Origin of the sequence: Rhodococcus sp. 06-221-2, assembly GCF_002258365.1 — a bacterium.
GTDB lineage: Bacteria > Actinomycetota > Actinomycetes > Mycobacteriales > Mycobacteriaceae > Rhodococcoides > Rhodococcoides fascians.
On sequence record NZ_NOYJ01000033.1, the window covers coordinates 226,506 to 243,219 of the forward strand.

A 16,714-nucleotide genomic window follows, 5' to 3' on the forward strand; every position below is an offset into this window, starting at 1 on the left:
GATGCGGGAACTTTTGTTCAATTTCGGCTACTGAAACGGTGCAGTGCGGACTGCGACGGGGTCAGGACTTGTCGAGGTAGTCGATTCTGTCGGATCGCCACGCCGAACGCATCATCGACGCGATGCCGGGATTGTCGGCCAGAGACGGGTCCCGCGTGAACAACGACCGGGCACAATCCTGGGCGTCGGAAATGATGTCCTCGTCGTCGATGAACGAGAGCATCCGAAGTCCGGTCACCGTGCCCGACTGTGCGGCTCCCAACACGTCACCTTCTCGGCGGGTCGCCAGGTCCAGTTTGGCGAGCTCGAACCCGTCGTTGGTGGCGGCCACAGCCTCGAGCCGAGCGAACGACCCACCGCCCGGACTGAGCCAGCTGATCATGATGCACAGCCCCTGATGCCCGCCGCGGCCGATTCGGCCGCGCAACTGGTGGAGCTGGCTGACGCCGAAGCGGTCGGCATCCATGATCACCATGACCGTGGCATTGGGTACATCCACGCCCACCTCGACCACCGTCGTGCAGACGAGCACGTCGATCTCACCCGCGTTGAATTCCGACATGGTGATGTCCTTGTCATCACCGGACAGTCGACCGTGCAGCAGCCCCACACGCAGATCGGCCATCGGACCGGCCGAGAGCGTCTCGTAGAGATCCACGGCAGCCGTGGTCTCCGGCCCGTCTTCCACTTTCGGCGCAGCCTTCTTCGCCGCTCCGCTCTTCTTGCCCGTGTCCGCATCATCGCCGTCACCGATACGAGAACAGACCACGTAGGCCTGCCGGCCCGCCGCGACCTCCTCGTGAATCCGTTGCCAGGCTCGATCCACCCACCCCGGTTTGGATCTGGCCGGGACGACGTTGCTGACGATCGGCGACCTGCCGCGCGGAAGCTCCGTCAGTACCGACGTCTCCAGGTCCCCCAGCGTCGACATCGCGATCGTGCGCGGAATAGGTGTCGCCGTCATCACGAGGAGATGCGGGCTGGTGTTTCCACGAGCCTTCGCGCGCAGGGCATCTCGCTGCTCCACACCGAATCTGTGCTGCTCGTCCACGACGACCATCGCGAGGTCGAGAAACTCGACCCGATCCTCGATGAGAGCGTGGGTGCCGATGACGATCCCGGCATCACCTGTCACGGCATCGAGCAGGGCCGATCGCTTTGCCGCAGTGGACATCGACCCCGTCAGCAGAGCCACCTTGGTGGCCAGCTCGTGCGATCCCAGCTCGCCACCGGCGGCCAGCGTGCCGAGCATCGATCGGATCGATCGCGCATGTTGGGAGGCAAGCACTTCCGTCGGTGCCAACAGTGCGCACTGGTGTCCGGCGTCGATCACCTGCAGCATGGCACGCAACGCGACGATGGTCTTACCCGAGCCGACCTCGCCCTGCAACAGACGCGACATTGGATGCGGGCCCGACAGGTCGTTGGCGATCTCCGCAGCAACCTGGTGCTGACCGACCGTCAACTCGAACGGCAGCCGGCGATCGAACTCCGCCGCGATGCCGTCGGTGATCGGTGGGCACCGCGCGGCTACCCGGTCGGACGCGTCGCGTCGTCGGTCCGCGAGTACCAATTGAACAGCCAATGCCTCGTCGAACTTCAATCGTTCCCGAGCGGCGTCCTTGTCCGCCGCGGTATCGGGAAAGTGGACCGAACGCAGCGCGGCGTCGATGTCGATGAGGCCTCGCTCGCGGCGCACCGATTCCGGGAGCGGATCGACCACGTCGTCCAGCTGGTCGAGTACCTGCCGGACGCAGCGCATGAATGTCCAGCTCTCGACGTCCTTCGCCGCGGGATAGATAGGGACGAAGGCGCGGTCGAACACCGACATGTCGACGGCTCCGGACGAATCGACCGAGCCACGCGCCAGGCCGGCCAGCGTGCCACCGCCGACGATGCGACCCGCGGGGACGATGGCCCCGTCGTTGTCGTCACCCCCGAGGATCACGTAACTGGGGTGGGTGAGGTTCCACCGCCGACCGAAATACTTGACCTTGCCCGAGAACATGCCCCGCCGGCCGGGCACGACCACGTGCTTGAGCTTGTGCGGGCTGAAGAACGTGGCTTCGATCCGCTGCCCGTCGGCCGCAAGGGTGACGGCAAGGAATTGACCGTTGCGGTTCTTCATCGAACGCAGGGTGGCCGATTCCACGGTGGCGACGATGGTGATGTGTTCCCCCTCGGGGGGTTCCTTCTCGCCGAGCTCGGAACCGTGCGTCATGTAGCGGTGCGGGTAGTGCCGCAGCAGGTCTTCGACGGTATGGATGCCGAACACCTCGGCCAGCGGTGCCGCAGCCGCCGCTCCGAGGACATCGTCGAGCCGATCCACCAGCGTTGCCATTGTTCCGAGATTCCCTATTCCACTCCGAATTGCACGAGATCCCCGGGCTGCCCGCCCGGGTAGACCACCACGTCGACGCCGGGATGCGCACCCGCCACATAGTCGGCGAGCCGACCTCCGAGATCCGCGGGAGCCAGTGCCCCGAGCAACATCGTCACCATCTCACCGCCGGTGGCCAACAGCTGGTCCAGCAGTCTGCATCCGGCATCGAGCGGATGCTCGGCAACGATCACCACTTCCTGCCCGGCCAGACCGAGACAGTCACCCGGCTCGCACATACCGACCCAGGTCAGCGAGCGTTGCTCGGCGATGCGCAACGAACCCCACCTCGTCCCCGCTGCAGCATCGGACATCGCGAACGCGTCGTCGACGGCTGCTCTGGCCGCGTCGTGCACTGCGAGCGCAGCCAACCCCTGCACCATCGCCGAGCACGGCAACATCGACACGTCCTTACCGTCGGCCCTGGCCGCAGCACCGACGGCAACGAGCTCCTGAGCGGACAGCGCCCCGTTCGGCAGCACCAGAACCTCGCGGTGCTTCATGCCCACGATGGCGCGATGCAACACCGACGAATCGATGGGCTCGTCGCATCGCACCACCGTCGCACCTTCCTGTACGTAGAGAGCCGCGGCACCGTCACCGGCGACCAGGGCCAAAATATCGCGACCCACCGACATAGCCTCGGGCTCGTGCTCACCGACGTTCGCGTCGACGGAGTACTCGGCCAGTCCGAAACACGAGATGCGCACTCCTCGAATATTTCCCGCCGCGATCCCGCACTCGACGGCACCGCCCGGGTCGGTGGTGTGCACATGAGCGGAGTACGCCCCGGAGCCGTCTCCGGCAACCACGACCGAATCGCCGAGGTCCGACAGCGCTGCACGCAGCGCTGCCGCGCGGGTGTCGTCGATGCCGGGGACGACGTAGAGAACCTCGTAGCCGAGCGGCCGGGACTGCGAACGAGCCGCCGCCCCGTCGGAGGCTCCGTGTGCGTTCGAAACACCGACTTCGATCACCCGTTCGTGGTCCTGAGGACGGCGATAGCGTCGCCTCGGAGGGGTGCGGCCGGTCACGACCTCGACCAACGCGTCGAAGATCACCGACAACCCCAGCGCCCCCGCATCCACGACGCCCGCCTCTCGCAACGGTGCGAGTTGGTCCGTCGTGCGATCGAGAGCGCGAGCGGTGGCCTCCGCGATATCGACCACCAGCGTGGCCAGATCGACGTTCGCGTCGTGAGCAGCGGCCTCGTGGGCAGCGGCTTCGAGCACCGTGAGCATGGTGCCCTCGGCGGGGACACTGACCGCGCCCGCCACCAGAACTCGTGCACGCCGCAACATGGCCTGGATCGACACGGTGTCCAGCGGACCGTCGGCTGCGGCCTCACCCACGGCGCGCAGGAGTTGCGAGACGATGACCCCGGAATTTCCTCGCGCGCCCGATACGGCTCCCACCGCCAGAGCCCGTCCGATCGCACCCGCGCCTGCGGCCGGCCCGGCACTGCGCATGGACTCGACCGCAGCCCGGAACGTGAACATCAGGTTGGTGCCGGTATCGGAGTCCGGAATCGGGAAGACGTTCAGTGCGTCGATCTCGTCGCACCGAGCAGTGAGGGAATCCACACAGCGATAGGCCCACCGGCGCAGGTCCGAGGCATCGATGGATTCGAGTACGTCGACCACCTCGAGCGCCTCCCCTGCGTTCCGTCCGTACCTGCGCCCGGGCCCGACGATGTCGGCCGCGGACAGTGCCCGAAGCTTAGTCGGGCAGAATCGTCAGCGCGGCGCGCGTGAGCCGGTACACCTCGTCTGCGGTGGCGGTTTGGTGATTGGGTGGGACGCCGCTATTCTTGCAGGGTTGCCTCGAGGCGATCTTCACGCATTGCAATCCTTGCATCTGCTCGTAGTTCGTTTCGATGTCTTCGACCACATGTAACGCTCAACATCTAACAAGGAGTTCGCGACTATGGCTGCCGTCTGCGACGTATGCGCCAAGGGGCCCGGCTTCGGTAAGTCGGTCTCGCACTCGCACCGACGGACCAACCGTCGTTGGAACCCGAACATTCAGACCGTTCACGCTCAGGTTGCGCCTGGCAACTCCAAGCGCATGAACGTGTGCACCTCCTGCTTGAAGGCAGGCAAGGTGGTTCGGGGCTGATTTCGGCCCCGCTCTTCGATTTCCTCCACGGCCTCGACCGCGTGCGAGAACTGTGCCCCGCATCCACTCGGATGCGGGGCACAGTTGTCTGTCGATGTTCCTGCGCATTCGGGCAAACAGTTGGACGTCCGATAGAGTGCCGAACGTGACTCATTCGGACAGCGAAAGCTCGAGCAAGGTCAGCATCGAGGACGGGGTGCTGCACATCGTCGTCGCCACCGAGGCGGGCGGTTCCTCTCTCGACCTGGACGGCATCACCTCGGGAACGCAGGCACTGCACGAGGTGAACACCGGTGCCACATCTGTAGGAAGCGTCCTGCTCATCGGCCGCGGGCCGAACTTCTGCGCCGGCGGCAACGTACGGGACTTCGCCGGTGCCGACGATCGCGGTGCCTTCGTCGGCTCGGTTGCCGATGCGTTCCACGCCTTCGTTCGCGAACTGGCAGCAGTGACGGTTCCCATCGTCGCTGGTGTACACGGCTGGGCGGCCGGCGCCGGCATGAGCCTGGTGTGTCTCACCGATATCGCCATCGGCGGACCGTCGACCAAGCTTCGACCGGCCTACCCCGCCATCGGGTTCACGCCGGACGGTGGCATGTCCTGGACCCTGCCCCGCATCGTCGGATCCGGCCACGCAATGGACATCCTGTTGAACGATTCGATTCTCAACGGTGAGGATGCGGTGCGTCTCGGAATCCTCAGCCGCCTCGTGGGCGACGACTTCGTCGACAGCGAGGCCGAACGACTGGCCCGAACCCTCGCCGTCGGCCCCACCTCGGCGTATCAGGGAATCAAGAAGCTGCTCGCGGCGTCCGACACCGCAACTCTGGCAGAGCAATTGGATGCCGAGGCCGCCTCGATCTCGGCGGCCGCAGTCTCACCTGCAGGAGTGGAAGGCGTCGACGCATTCGTCGAGAAGCGTCGCCCCGATTTTTCCTGAGCCGGTCACGGCAACGTCCAGTCGATCGGTTCGTCCCCGCCCTCGACCAACAATTCGTTGGCGCGACTGAAGGGCTTGGATCCGAAGAATCCCCGTGATGCGGACAGCGGTGACGGATGGGCCGACTCGATGCACGGCACCGATCCCAGCATGAGTTTGAGCGTCGCCGCGTCACGGCCCCAGAGAATCGCCACCAGGCCAGGAGCCCGGGGATCCTCGGCTCTGTCAACAAGAGCACGAATTGCCTGCTCCGTCACCGCTTCCCAGCCCTTCTTGCGGTGCGACGCCGCTGCGGACGGTTCGACCGTGAGCACTCGGTTGAGCAGCATCACACCCTGCTCCGCCCACGGCGTGAGATCACCGTTGCTGGGCGTCGGCAGACCGAGATCGTCCGAATATTCCTTGAAGATGTTGGCCAGACTGCGCGGAACGGGACGCACGTCGGGGGCGACCGAAAAGCTCAGCCCCACTGCATGACCCGGGGTCGGGTACGGGTCCTGGCCGACGATCAGCACCCGAACCCGGTCGAACGGGTACCGAAAAGCACGCAGAACGCTCTCGCCGGCAGGGAGGTAGTGCTTTCCGGCGGCGAGCTCGGCTCGCAGAAAGTCGCCCATCGCAGCAACATTCGTCTCGACCGGAGCCAAGGCACGGGCCCAACCCGGATCTACGCTCTCGGCGAGCGGGCGGGCCGTCACCGGTCGATCCGGCGCAGCGCGTCGCGGTAGTACGCGGCGTTCGCGGAGTACATCTGCACGTTGATGTCCACGTGCCCCTCCGGAACCTCGAAGCCCTCACGGATTTTCGCTGGAACACCGAGCGCCATGCTGCGTTCGGGAACGACGAACTTGAACGGCACCACCGCACCCGCACCCACGATGGAACCGGCCCCGATCCTCGAGCCGTTGAGCACCACGGAACCCGATGCAATGAGGCAGTTGTCGCCGATGGTCGCACCCTCGACATGCGCGTTGTGACCGAGAACGCATCCGGCACCGATCACGGTCGCGTCGATGGGGGTGCAGTGGATGACGGTCCCGTCCTGGATGTTGGTGCCCGCACCGACGGAGATCGTGCCGTAATCGGCTCGGAGCACGGCCGTCGGCCACACCGACGATCCCGCCGCCAAGGTCACCGCTCCGATGACGACTGCATCGGGATGGACATAGGCGTCCGGGTGAATATCGGGTTCGCGATCGCCGAGCGCATAGATAGCCATCCTTGCAACTTAGCCGACTCCATCGACCCGGTCGGAGCTCACTCTCGGTCGAAGCTCGACCAACCGGATCTGCCCACGCGGTGGTGCCCGGCGACAGTGACGCCACCGGCGGTTGCATTCGACGCGGACTCGACGCGGCCGATCACGATCCACCCCGTCGGAACAGTAGCGAGGCCGGGGAACGTGCCGACGAGAGCATGATCCTCGCCGCCGGTGAGTACCCACTCGAGGGGATCTGCCCCCAACAGCTCTGCAGCCGAACGGACTTCGTCGGCGATCGGAAGACGCTCGGGTTCCAGAACCATCGATACCCCGGATGCGTCGGCGATATGACCCAGGTCGGCCGACAACCCGTCGGACACATCGGTGAGTGATGTCGCGCCTGCTTCGGCGGCCTCGATACCGGCACGGTACGGCGGGGAGGGCACGCGGTGTGCATCGAGAACCGCGTCGTGCCCGGAGCGATCGCCGCCCGCGAGCAACAGAGCGAGTCCGGCCGCGGACCACCCGAGCCGCCCCGCGAACGCGATCACATCACCGACCTGCGCACCCGATCGCAGTACGGGAGCCCTGCCCTGAAGATCACCGAGCGCAGTAATCGAGATCACCAGCTGATCCGATTGCACCACATCACCGCCGACGATCGCCGAACCCGCAGCCGACGCCTCGCGCCACATGCCCTCGTTCAGACCGTCCGTCACGCTCACCGGTGTGTCCGCCGGGCAGCCGAGAGCAACCAGGAATGCCGAGCACTGCCCACCCATCGCGGCGATGTCTGCCCCGTTCTGCGCGATCGCCTTCCGGCCGATCTCCACCGGAGTCGACCAATCGAGCCGAAAGTGTCTGCCGTGCACCAACATATCTGTCGTGGCGGCCACCCTGCCGTCGGATGCACTGACGACGGCAGCGTCGTCGCCGGGGCCGACGATGGTCGACGTCGGTTGCACTCGATCGGCGACGGCCCGGGCGATGACGTCGAACTCGCCGATCTGGGCCACCGTCGGTTCGGCGGCGGTGGTCCCCGAGGGGCCGGTGTCGTCGATGATGTTCCTCCCTCAGAGCGCAATTCGGACGTCGGTCTCCCGCGAAACCGGCACCGCGCCTGCGGTACCTTTAGCGGTGCCCGGGCCCGGTCCGGCGCAGCCGGTTTCGTGCTGTGAGTACGCAACCGACTCAACGTACAGTCGACTCAACTTACAGTCGATCGTCCCAGCAAGGAAAGGGACCACCGATGGTGCAAGCCTTCGTTCTCGTTCAGACCGAAGTCGGCCGTGCCACGACCGTTGCGCGGCAGATCGAGTCGGTCGACGGCGTCGTATCCGCAGAGGCTGTGGTCGGACCCTACGACGTCATCGTCAGGGCCGACGGCGCATCCGACACCGAGATCGCGGACATCGTCTCCCGAATTCAGAAGGTCGATGCCATCACGCGCACCCTCACCTGTCCCGTCGCCCCGCAGTCGACCTCGACGGTTCGGTAGCGCATGAATTCTGCCGACCACGACCACAACCACGACAAAGACAACGGCGACGACGCCGGCACCCGGTCCGAGAATGCAGCAGCGGCCGACGAGAAGCGCCACCCTGCGGTCATAGCCACCGCGATCGCTCTGCCGGTCGCGTTGGTGGTGGGAGTTCTCGTGGCCGCGATAGCGGTGAACAGCTCCCCCGCCCACGATCCGGTAGCGCTGGGACCGGTCGACGCACCCGACGCCGCGAGCGCACAGTGCTCGACCCTCCTCGATGCGCTGCCCGACGAGCTGGGCGACTACAGCCGCGCCGACCTGGCCGACCCGGCACCTGTCGGAGTCCGAGCCTGGGTATCGGCCGAGGAGAACGCCGAGCCGGTCGTGCTTCGCTGCGGGCTGCCTCGCCCTGTCGGATTCGACGTGGCCGCACCACTTCAGGTGATCGACGGCGTCCAGTGGTTCGAGGTGTCCGGTGAGAACGACGGCATCGACGCCAGCACGTGGTTCGTCGTCGATCGCGGCACGTACATCGCTCTCACCATTCCCGGCGACTCCGGCCCGACACCTCTGCAGGATGCCTCGTCGGCAGTGTCGGCAGCACTACCCCAGCAGCCCCTCGACCCGGCACCGTTGCAGTAGCGCCGGGTCAGCGCAGGCCGGTACCGCGTGCGAGAGCGGTGTCGATCAGGGTGCTGATCAGGGTCGAGTAGTCGATTCCGCTCTCGGCCCACATCTTGGGGTACATCGAGATCGACGTGAATCCGGGCATCGTGTTGATCTCGTTGATCACCGGGCCTTCCTCGGTGACGAAGAAGTCGACCCGCGCCAGTCCTTGGCAGTCCAGTGCGCGGAAGGCCGAGACTGCGAGTTCGCGAATACGATCGCTGATGTCGTCGTCGAGTGCGGCAGGAATGTCGAATTCGCTGACATCGTCGAGGTACTTGGTGTCGAAGTCGTAGAAGGCGTGATCGTCTTTGTCCGCGTCGGGGAGCCGGATCTCGGCGATCGCGCTGGCGCGCACGCTGCCGTCGGGGAATTCGAGTACGCCGCATTCGACCTCGCGGCCGTGGATCATTCCTTCGACGATCACCTTGGGGTCGTGCTCGCGGGCAACGCCGATCGCCGACTGCAGGTGATCCCACGAGGTGATGCGCGAGATTCCGATCGACGATCCGCCTCGCGCGGGCTTGACGAAGGCAGGAAGACCGATGTGGTCGCGTTCGGCTTCGGTCAGGTCATCGGTGCCGCGTCGCAGCACGACCTGCCTGCCGATCGGTAGTCCGTCGGCTCCCAGAAGCTTCTTGGTGAACTCCTTGTCCATGCCTGCGGCACTGGCCAACACTCCGGGACCCACGTACGGGACTCCGGCGAGTTCGAGCATTCCCTGCAGGGTGCCGTCCTCGCCGTACGGCCCGTGCAGCACCGGAAACACGACGTCGACCGCAGCCAGGACCTGTCCGGCGTCGCCCTCACCGAGAGCGATCAGCGCGCCTGCGCGTCCCGGATCGGTGCTCAGCGCGAGTGCGGCACCGGACTTGTCCACCGTCGGCAGTACTCGATCCCGAATCGTCAGCGCATCCGGATCACTGGAGCCGAGCACCCAGGCACCGTCGGGGGTGATCCCCACCGGGACAACCTCGTAGGTATCGGGGTCCAGATTCGCGAGCACGCTACCCGCCGAGACACAGGACACCGCGTGCTCACTGCTGCGGCCACCGAAGACGACGGCAACTTTGATTCGGGGAGTACTCACGGTGACAAACCGTACCGCCGTCTCCCCGCGAACGCGGATTCGCCCTGTTCGTGCACACGTCGCGAACGTGACCTCACTCGGGCTTGATTCGACGCCCCAGCAGGTGGCCCACCGCGTCCGGAACCGACATTCCCCCGTGACACACACGGTGCACGGCATCGGTCAACGGCATCTCGACGTCGTAGCTCTCGGCGAGCGCGCGCACCGACGTACAGGACTTCACGCCCTCGGCCACCTGCCCGTGCGCTGCTTCCTGCGCGCTCTCGAGGGAGCCGCCCGAACCGAGCCGCTCACCGAACGTACGGTTGCGCGAGAGCGGCGACGAGCAGGTGGCGACCAGATCTCCTACACCGGCGAGCCCGGACAGCGTCGACGGTGTGGCCCCGAGCGCGACTCCGAGCCGGATGATCTCGGCCAGGCCTCGGGTCATGATCGACGCGAGGGTGTTCTCGCCGTAGCCGACTCCGCTGGCCATTCCACAGGCGAGGGCGATGACGTTCTTGCACGCGCCACCGATCTCGGCACCGATGACGTCGGAGTTGGTGTACGGCCTGAAATAACCTGTGGCGCAAGCTTTTTGAATCTCAAGGGCTCGTTGCGAGTCGGAACACGCGATGACCGTCGCGGCCGGCTGCCCCTCGGCGATCGGGCGCGCCAGATTCGGCCCGGACAGGCAGGCCACCCGGCTGGGATCGGCCCCGGTCACCTGTGAAATCACCTGACTCATGCGCATGAGCGTTCCGGTCTCTATGCCCTTGGCCAGAGACAGCAGTGTCGCGTGCGGTGCGATCGCATCCGTCCACTCCCCCAGGTTCGCGCGCAGACTCTGCGACGGCACCGCGAGCACCACGATGTCCGCGCCGTCGAGGGCGGTCGCCGGATCGCTCGTGGCGCGGATCGACGACGGCAGTTCGATTCCGGGGAGGTAGTCCGCGTTCTCGTGCCGTTCGCTGATCGAGGCAGCGAGTTCCTCTCGGCGCGCCCACATGGTGACATCGGTTCCGGCATCGGCCAACACTTTGGCGAATGCGGTACCCCACGACCCGGACCCCAGTACCGCTGCTCTGCTCATGCCGCCAACCTCTCACCTGCTCGCCGATGCCCTGCCTACGCGCGCATCACCCTAACGCGCAGACCTGCCCGGGCGGTCGGAGTCGGCAGACATCGGTGACGCTGGCAGGATCGAACACCATGGGCGCAATTCGAAGCAGCGACGACGACCGCGAGGGTCGGCCGTCCGATGCGCTGCGCCGCGCGGTGGGAGTCGTCATCGCGGTCAAGGACCTGACAGCGGCGAAGTCCCGTCTGGCGTCCGAGTTCTCCGGGGCCGACCGGACCCGATTGGTGCTCGCCATGTTCGTCGACACGGTCACCGCGGCCGGTTCGGTATCGGTGGTCGATTCGGTCACCGTCGTCACACCCGATCCGGTCGTCGCCGACACCGCGCGACAAATCGGTGCCCGGGTGCTGGACGAACCGTCGGCTTCCGGCGCTCGAGATCCCGAAGCCCGTCTCAATGCCGCATTCTCCGCTGCTGCGGCCGCACTGCGAGTCGATCACGCACCACGCGATCGCCACGGGAACCCCGGCGCGGCCCCGGCCGATCGGGTCGACATCGTTGCGCTGCAAGCGGATCTGCCTGCGCTTCGTCCCGCCGAACTCGCGCAGGCGTATGCGACGGCAGTCTCCGGCGGCAGGTCGGTCGTGGTCGACCATCACGGCACCGGAACCGCAGCGCTGATCCTGAAGAATTCTGCCGACGAGCTCGCGCCGCTGTTCGGATCGGATTCCGCACGCCGCCACACCTTGTCGGGAGCGCGACCACTGGACGGCACGTGGCCGGGACTTCGACTCGACGTCGACACCGTCGACGACGTACGTCGGGCTCATCGACTCGGGGTCGGACCGGAGACGACAGCCGTACTCCGCTCACTCGGTTGGAGCGACGAGGAATCCGCAACCACCGCGTGATTCGGTGAACGTGCGAACAAGTTCGGTCATCGGAGTTTCACCGACGGCGGGTATGGGGGATGATCGTGCTGTGAGCACAGACGACGCGCAGCCAGCGACCGAAGATCCGGCGATCGAGACCGCGGAGAGCAACGGTGCGGACAGCAACGGTGCGGAGCCGGTGTGGAGTGCCCCGGTGACCGCAACGATGCCGAGCATTCCCTCCGCCCTTCCTGCCGCCACTCCGGAATCGGTGGATGCTGCCATGGTGCTTCCCGAAAATCGGTACCTGAACCGGGAATTGAGCTGGCTGGATTTCAACTCCCGCGTTCTCGCGCTCGCAGAGGACTCGTCCCTGCCGCTACTCGAGCGTGCCAAGTTCCTGGCCATCTACGCGTCCAATCTGGACGAGTTCTACATGGTTCGTGTCGCAGGGCTCAAACGCCGCGACGAGACCGGACTGTCGGTTCGATCGGCCGATGGCATGACCCCGCGTGAGCAGCTCGCGGTCATCGGGCAGCGCACTCAGGAGCTCGCTCTCAAACACGCCCGAGTACTGCTCGATTCGATCCTGCCCGAGCTCACGGCCGAGGGCATCGCAATCATCCGGTGGTCCGATCTCGACAGCGACGAGCGTGCGCGTCTGTCCGACTATTTCACCGAACAGGTCTTCCCGGTCCTCACCCCGCTGGCAGTGGACCCGGCGCACCCCTTCCCGTACATCAGCGGCCTGAGCCTGAATCTCGCTGTGACGGTGAAGGATTACTCCACAACCGGCGAGCACTTCGCCCGTGTGAAGGTACCCGACAACGTCGACCGATTCGTGCGCGTCAAGCGCGGTGAGGGGAGCCATCGCATCGACGCCTTCCTGTCGATGGAGGAATTGATCTCGGCGCACCTCGACGTGTTGTTCCCCGGCATGGAGGTGGTCGAGAGCCACGCGTTCCGCATTACTCGCAACGCCGATTTCGAGGTCGAAGAGGACCGCGACGAGGATCTCCTGCAGGCACTCGAACGAGAGCTGGCGCGTAGGCGTTTCGGTTCTCCCGTCCGCCTCGAGATCGCCGACGACATGACCGAGCACATGCTCGAACTGTTGCTACGCGAACTCGACGTCGATCCGGGCGACGTCATTCAGGTTCCCGGTCTGCTCGATCTGTCGTGCCTGTGGCAGGTCTACAGCGTCGACCGCCCCAATCTCAAGGACGCTCCCTTCGTCCCGGCAACACATCCCGCGTTCGGTGAGCGCGAAACCCCGAAGAGCGTGTTCTCGACGCTGCGCGACGGCGACGTTCTGGTGCATCACCCGTACGACTCGTTCTCCACCAGCGTGCAGCGCTTCATCGAACAAGCTGCGGCCGATCCGCAGGTCCTCGCGATCAAGCAAACTCTGTACCGCACCTCGGGTGACTCGCCGATCGTCAACGCACTCGTCGACGCGGCCGGGGCCGGCAAGCAGGTGGTCGCCCTCGTCGAGATCAAGGCACGATTCGACGAGCAGGCGAACATCGAGTGGGCACGCAAGCTCGAAAAAGCCGGGGTGCACGTGGTCTACGGCCTCGTCGGGTTGAAGACTCACTGCAAGACCTGCCTCGTCGTCCGCCGAGAAGGTTCGGTCATCCGCCGGTACTGCCATATCGGCACGGGCAACTACAACCCGAAGACGGCGCGTATCTACGAGGACGTCGGATTGCTCACGTCGTCGCCCGAAATCGGTGCGGACCTCACCGACCTGTTCAACTCGCTCACCGGATACTCGCGAAAGTCCAAGTACCGCAATCTCCTCGTGGCCCCGTACGGCGTGCGACGCGGCATCGTCGAGCGCATCGAAGCAGAAGTCGAGCACCTCAAGGCGGGCCGCGCAGCCGGAATTCGCCTCAAGGCCAACGCTCTTGTCGACGAGCAGGTGATCGACGCTCTCTACCGCGCATCGGTCGCCGGGGTCCCCGTCAAGGTGGTCGTACGCGGGATCTGCGCGCTCAAGCCGGGCGTACCGGGCCTGTCGGAGAACATCGAAGTTCGGTCCATTCTCGGTAGGTTCCTCGAACACTCACGGGTTCTGCATTTCCAGGGTGCCGACGAATTCTGGATCGGCAGCGCCGACATGATGCACCGAAACCTCGACCGGCGAGTGGAAGTGATGGCCCAGGTCAAGGATCCGAAGCTGACCAAGCAACTCGGTGACATCTTCGACTCGGCCCTCGACCCCACCACCCGCTGCTGGGAACTGGGGCCGGACGGTGGCTGGGTCGCGTCGCCTGCGCAAGGCGAAAGTGTCCGAGAACACCAGGTGGAATTGATGCGCAGCCGGAGGAATCAGGCGTCCTGATGGGCACTTCCGATGGCTCCCCCCGCGCCAACATCTTCGCGGCCGGATCGATTCTGTGGCGACGATCGCCGGAGAACGACTCGGTGGTGGAAGTAGCTCTGGTACACAGGCCGAAGTACGACGACTGGTCTTTTCCCAAGGGAAAGCTCGATCCCGGGGAGACAGCGGTCGACGCGGCTGTCCGAGAAGTCAAGGAGGAGACGGGCTTCGACTCGACTCTCGGACGGTCGCTGTCCTACGTCACCTACCCGATTCCCGGCCACCGTCGCATGAAGAAGGTGCTCTACTGGGCTGCCGAGGCAACCGGCGGAGAATTCGTCCCGAACGACGAAGTGGACGAACTCCGCTGGATCGCACCCGACAAGATCGGCGGCGAACTCTCGTATCCCATGGACCACAAGATTCTTCGACGATTCGTCGCCAAGCCGGCCGCTACGTCCACCGTGCTGCTGGTCCGGCACGGCAGTGCCGGCTCGCGGTCGCGATACAAGGGCAACGACGCCGATCGCCCCCTCGACAAGACCGGTAGACGTCAGGCCGAGGCACTCGTCTCACTGCTGGGCGCGTTCGGCGGCGACTCGGTGTATGCGGCCGACCGCGTCCGGTGCGAACAGACGGTCGCGCCGTTTGCCGAATCACTGGGCGTGCAGGTCGAACCGGAGCATCTGCTGTCCGAGGAGGGGTACGCCGAGGACCCCCGCAAGGGCCGCCAACGGGCTCGCGACATCGCCGAGACCATGAGCACACCGGTGATCTGCAGCCAAGGCAAGGTGATCCCCGATCTCATGCGATGGTGGGCCGACAAGGACGGCATCACGTTGCCTGCCAACAGAAATCGAAAAGGGAGCGTGTGGGTGCTCTCGCGCCACGACGGTCGGCTCGTCGCGGCCGACCACATCGCCAGCCCGCTACCGAACCTGGTCGCCGACGACTGAGTCGCATCCGAGGATCCTCGGATCACGAACACAGCAGAAGGCCCCGACCGAAATTCCGGTCGGGGCCTTCTGTGGAGTGCGAGAACGACCCGGTCCTGGATGACCGGTGCCGGTCGAGCGCTACTTCTTTGCAGCGCGCTTCGCGGGTGCCTTCTTGGCCGGAGCCTTCTTGGCCGGAGCCTTCTTGGCGACGGTCTTCTTGGCCGCTGTCTTGGCCGGAGCCTTCTTGGCAGGGGCCGTAGTGGTTGCGGCCTTGCGTGCGGTCGTCTTGGCCGGAGCCTTCTTGGCAGCAGCCGTCGTGGTCTTGCGTGCGGTTGTCTTTGCGGGAGCTGCCTTCTTGGCGGCGGTCTTTGCGGGAGCTGCCTTCTTGGCGGCAGTCTTCGCCGGAGCCGCCTTCTTGGCTGCCGCGGTGGTGGCCTTGCGGGCGGTCGTCTTCACCGCTGCCTTCTTGGCGGCGGTCTTCTTCGCTGCCGCAGTCTTCTTGGCCGGAGCTGCTGCCGAACCGCGCTTGACGGCAGGTCCGGTTGCGGGCAGCTTCTGTCCACCGGCGATGACGGCCTTGAACTGCGCGCCCGGACGGAATGCCGGTACGTTGGTCGGCTTGACGCGAACGGTCTCACCGGTGCGGGGGTTACGGGCGACACGCGCCGCGCGACGACGCTGCTCGAACACGCCGAAGCCCGTGATCGTGACACTTTCGCCGCGGTGGACCGCGCGCACGATGGTGTCGACGATGTTCTCGACAGCCTCTGTGGCGCTCCGCCTGTCAGACCCCAACTTCTCGGTCAGGGCGTCAATCAGCTCTGCCTTGTTCATGGATTTCCTCCGCTATATTGTGGCCCATCGTCGGACCGACTACTACAACGGTAAACCCCAAGTCGTCAAGAGTCTATGCGCCACGCCAATTTTCATTTCGGTGTCGCGGAATGCTTCACGGCCGCAAAGCGTGTCGGACCCCCCGTCCGTCAGCTTTTCGAAGGCTCCTCGATCCTTGCCGGAAGGGTGAGGGGTTTGTATGAAGGCCTTGACTTTTCGTACTCCGTAATGGCCTCTACCTGGCGTAATGTCAGTCCGATGTCGTCCAGACCCTCCAGCAGACGCCACCGCGTGTAGTCGTCAATCGCGAAGCGCACCACCAAGGTTCCAGCCGTGACCGTCTTGTCGACGAGGTCCACGACGAGCTCCAGACCGGGCTGTTCTTCTAAGGCTTTCCACAGCAATTCGACGTCCGATTGCTCCACCTCGGCCGCCACCAAGCCGGCCTTGCCCATGTTTCCGCGGAAGATATCGGCGAATCTGGATGCGATGACGACCCTGAAACCGAAGTCCGACAGCGCCCAGACAGCGTGCTCGCGTGACGATCCCGTGCCGAAGTCCGGCCCGGCCACGAGAACCGATCCGCGGTCGTAGGGCGCGAGGTTCAAGATGAAGTTCGGATCGGACCGCCAACCGGCGAACAATCCGTCCTCGAATCCGGTGCGCGTCACGCGCTTGAGATAGACCGCCGGAATGATCTGGTCGGTGTCGACATTGGACCGCCGGAGCGGAACGCCGATGCCTTTGTGTCGAGTGAAAGCTTCCATCGAAATTTCTCCTGTGAGTTCGATCGATCCGGTCGGAGG

General features: G+C 65.4%; 16 protein-coding genes. 7 read left to right on the forward strand and 9 right to left on the reverse strand.

The window, feature by feature from the left end; all coding sequences use genetic code 11:
• Positions 1-61: 61 nt before the first annotated feature.
• Both recG and CH281_RS20575 read right to left on the reverse strand, forming a co-directional pair.
• Positions 62-2,341, reverse strand: a complete 2,280-nt coding sequence (gene recG / locus CH281_RS20570) for an ATP-dependent DNA helicase RecG (protein WP_057474108.1) — start codon at positions 2,339-2,341, stop codon at positions 62-64.
• A gap of 14 nt (positions 2,342-2,355) precedes the next feature.
• A complete protein-coding gene (locus tag CH281_RS20575; RefSeq protein ID WP_082519306.1) occupies positions 2,356-4,023 on the reverse strand; it encodes a DAK2 domain-containing protein in 1,668 nt (555 codons plus the stop codon).
• Positions 4,024-4,306: 283 nt separating this feature from the next.
• Between CH281_RS20575 and rpmB the strand changes: the two genes are divergently transcribed.
• Together rpmB and CH281_RS20585 are read left to right on the forward strand one after the other, a co-directional pair.
• Positions 4,307-4,498 carry a 50S ribosomal protein L28 gene (gene rpmB / locus CH281_RS20580; RefSeq protein WP_008717389.1) on the forward strand — a complete coding sequence of 64 codons (192 nt, stop codon included), beginning with the start codon at positions 4,307-4,309 and terminating at the stop codon, positions 4,496-4,498.
• Between the two features lie 145 nt (positions 4,499-4,643).
• A complete protein-coding gene (locus CH281_RS20585; protein ID WP_032366585.1) occupies positions 4,644-5,438 on the forward strand; it encodes an enoyl-CoA hydratase/isomerase family protein in 795 nt (264 codons plus the stop codon).
• Between the two features lie 5 nt (positions 5,439-5,443).
• Here the strand turns inward: CH281_RS20585 and CH281_RS20590 are convergent, their stop codons facing one another.
• The 3 genes from CH281_RS20590 to CH281_RS20600 are packed head-to-tail and all read right to left on the reverse strand — an operon-like array spanning position 5,444 to position 7,655.
• Complete coding sequence (locus CH281_RS20590) at positions 5,444-6,136, reverse strand: uracil-DNA glycosylase (protein ID WP_032372637.1); 693 nt, start codon at positions 6,134-6,136, stop codon at positions 5,444-5,446.
• Positions 6,133-6,657: a gamma carbonic anhydrase family protein gene (locus CH281_RS20595; protein ID WP_032366386.1), complete on the reverse strand. Its 525-nt coding sequence runs from the start codon at positions 6,655-6,657 to the stop codon at positions 6,133-6,135. Before CH281_RS20595 ends, CH281_RS20590 begins: the two co-directional genes overlap by 4 nt.
• Before the next feature lie 38 nt (positions 6,658-6,695).
• A complete protein-coding gene (locus CH281_RS20600; RefSeq protein ID WP_371828214.1) occupies positions 6,696-7,655 on the reverse strand; it encodes a thiamine-phosphate kinase in 960 nt (319 codons plus the stop codon).
• Between the two features lie 233 nt (positions 7,656-7,888).
• On the opposite strand from CH281_RS20600, the gene CH281_RS20605 reads away from it, so the two are divergent.
• On the forward strand, positions 7,889-8,137 hold the full coding sequence (locus CH281_RS20605) for an Lrp/AsnC ligand binding domain-containing protein (protein ID WP_032366384.1): 249 nt from the start codon (positions 7,889-7,891) through the stop codon (positions 8,135-8,137).
• A 3-nt stretch (positions 8,138-8,140) separates the two neighbouring features.
• Entirely contained in the window at positions 8,141-8,764 is a 624-nt protein-coding gene (locus CH281_RS20610) for a DUF3515 domain-containing protein (RefSeq protein ID WP_032372638.1), read from the forward strand.
• 7 nt (positions 8,765-8,771) lie between these two features.
• Here the strand turns inward: CH281_RS20610 and CH281_RS20615 are convergent, their stop codons facing one another.
• Both CH281_RS20615 and CH281_RS20620 read right to left on the reverse strand, forming a co-directional pair.
• Positions 8,772-9,878, reverse strand: coding sequence for a D-alanine--D-alanine ligase family protein (locus CH281_RS20615; protein WP_032372639.1), 1,107 nt, complete (start codon positions 9,876-9,878; stop codon positions 8,772-8,774).
• Between the two features lie 73 nt (positions 9,879-9,951).
• A complete protein-coding gene (locus CH281_RS20620; RefSeq protein WP_027496659.1) occupies positions 9,952-10,950 on the reverse strand; it encodes an NAD(P)H-dependent glycerol-3-phosphate dehydrogenase in 999 nt (332 codons plus the stop codon).
• Between the two features lie 101 nt (positions 10,951-11,051).
• Between CH281_RS20620 and cofC the strand changes: the two genes are divergently transcribed.
• From cofC to CH281_RS20635, 3 genes are all read left to right on the forward strand, one after another.
• Positions 11,052-11,849 carry a 2-phospho-L-lactate guanylyltransferase gene (cofC, locus tag CH281_RS20625; RefSeq protein ID WP_174557266.1) on the forward strand — a complete coding sequence of 266 codons (798 nt, stop codon included), beginning with the start codon at positions 11,052-11,054 and terminating at the stop codon, positions 11,847-11,849.
• Positions 11,850-12,036: 187 nt separating this feature from the next.
• Entirely contained in the window at positions 12,037-14,157 is a 2,121-nt protein-coding gene (locus CH281_RS20630) for an RNA degradosome polyphosphate kinase (RefSeq protein ID WP_228139401.1), read from the forward strand.
• The gene (locus CH281_RS20635; RefSeq protein WP_032372640.1) at positions 14,157-15,092 is read left to right on the forward strand and encodes an NUDIX hydrolase; all 936 of its coding nucleotides are present in this window, start codon (positions 14,157-14,159) and stop codon (positions 15,090-15,092) included. The genes CH281_RS20630 and CH281_RS20635 overlap by 1 nt, the downstream gene beginning before the upstream one ends.
• A gap of 120 nt (positions 15,093-15,212) precedes the next feature.
• Here the strand turns inward: CH281_RS20635 and CH281_RS20640 are convergent, their stop codons facing one another.
• Complete coding sequence (locus CH281_RS20640) at positions 15,213-15,908, reverse strand: HU family DNA-binding protein (RefSeq protein ID WP_027496655.1); 696 nt, start codon at positions 15,906-15,908, stop codon at positions 15,213-15,215.
• Positions 15,909-16,057: 149 nt separating this feature from the next.
• Positions 16,058-16,675, reverse strand: coding sequence for a 3-isopropylmalate dehydratase small subunit (gene leuD / locus CH281_RS20645; protein ID WP_032366380.1), 618 nt, complete (start codon positions 16,673-16,675; stop codon positions 16,058-16,060).
• Positions 16,676-16,714 lie beyond the last annotated feature (39 nt).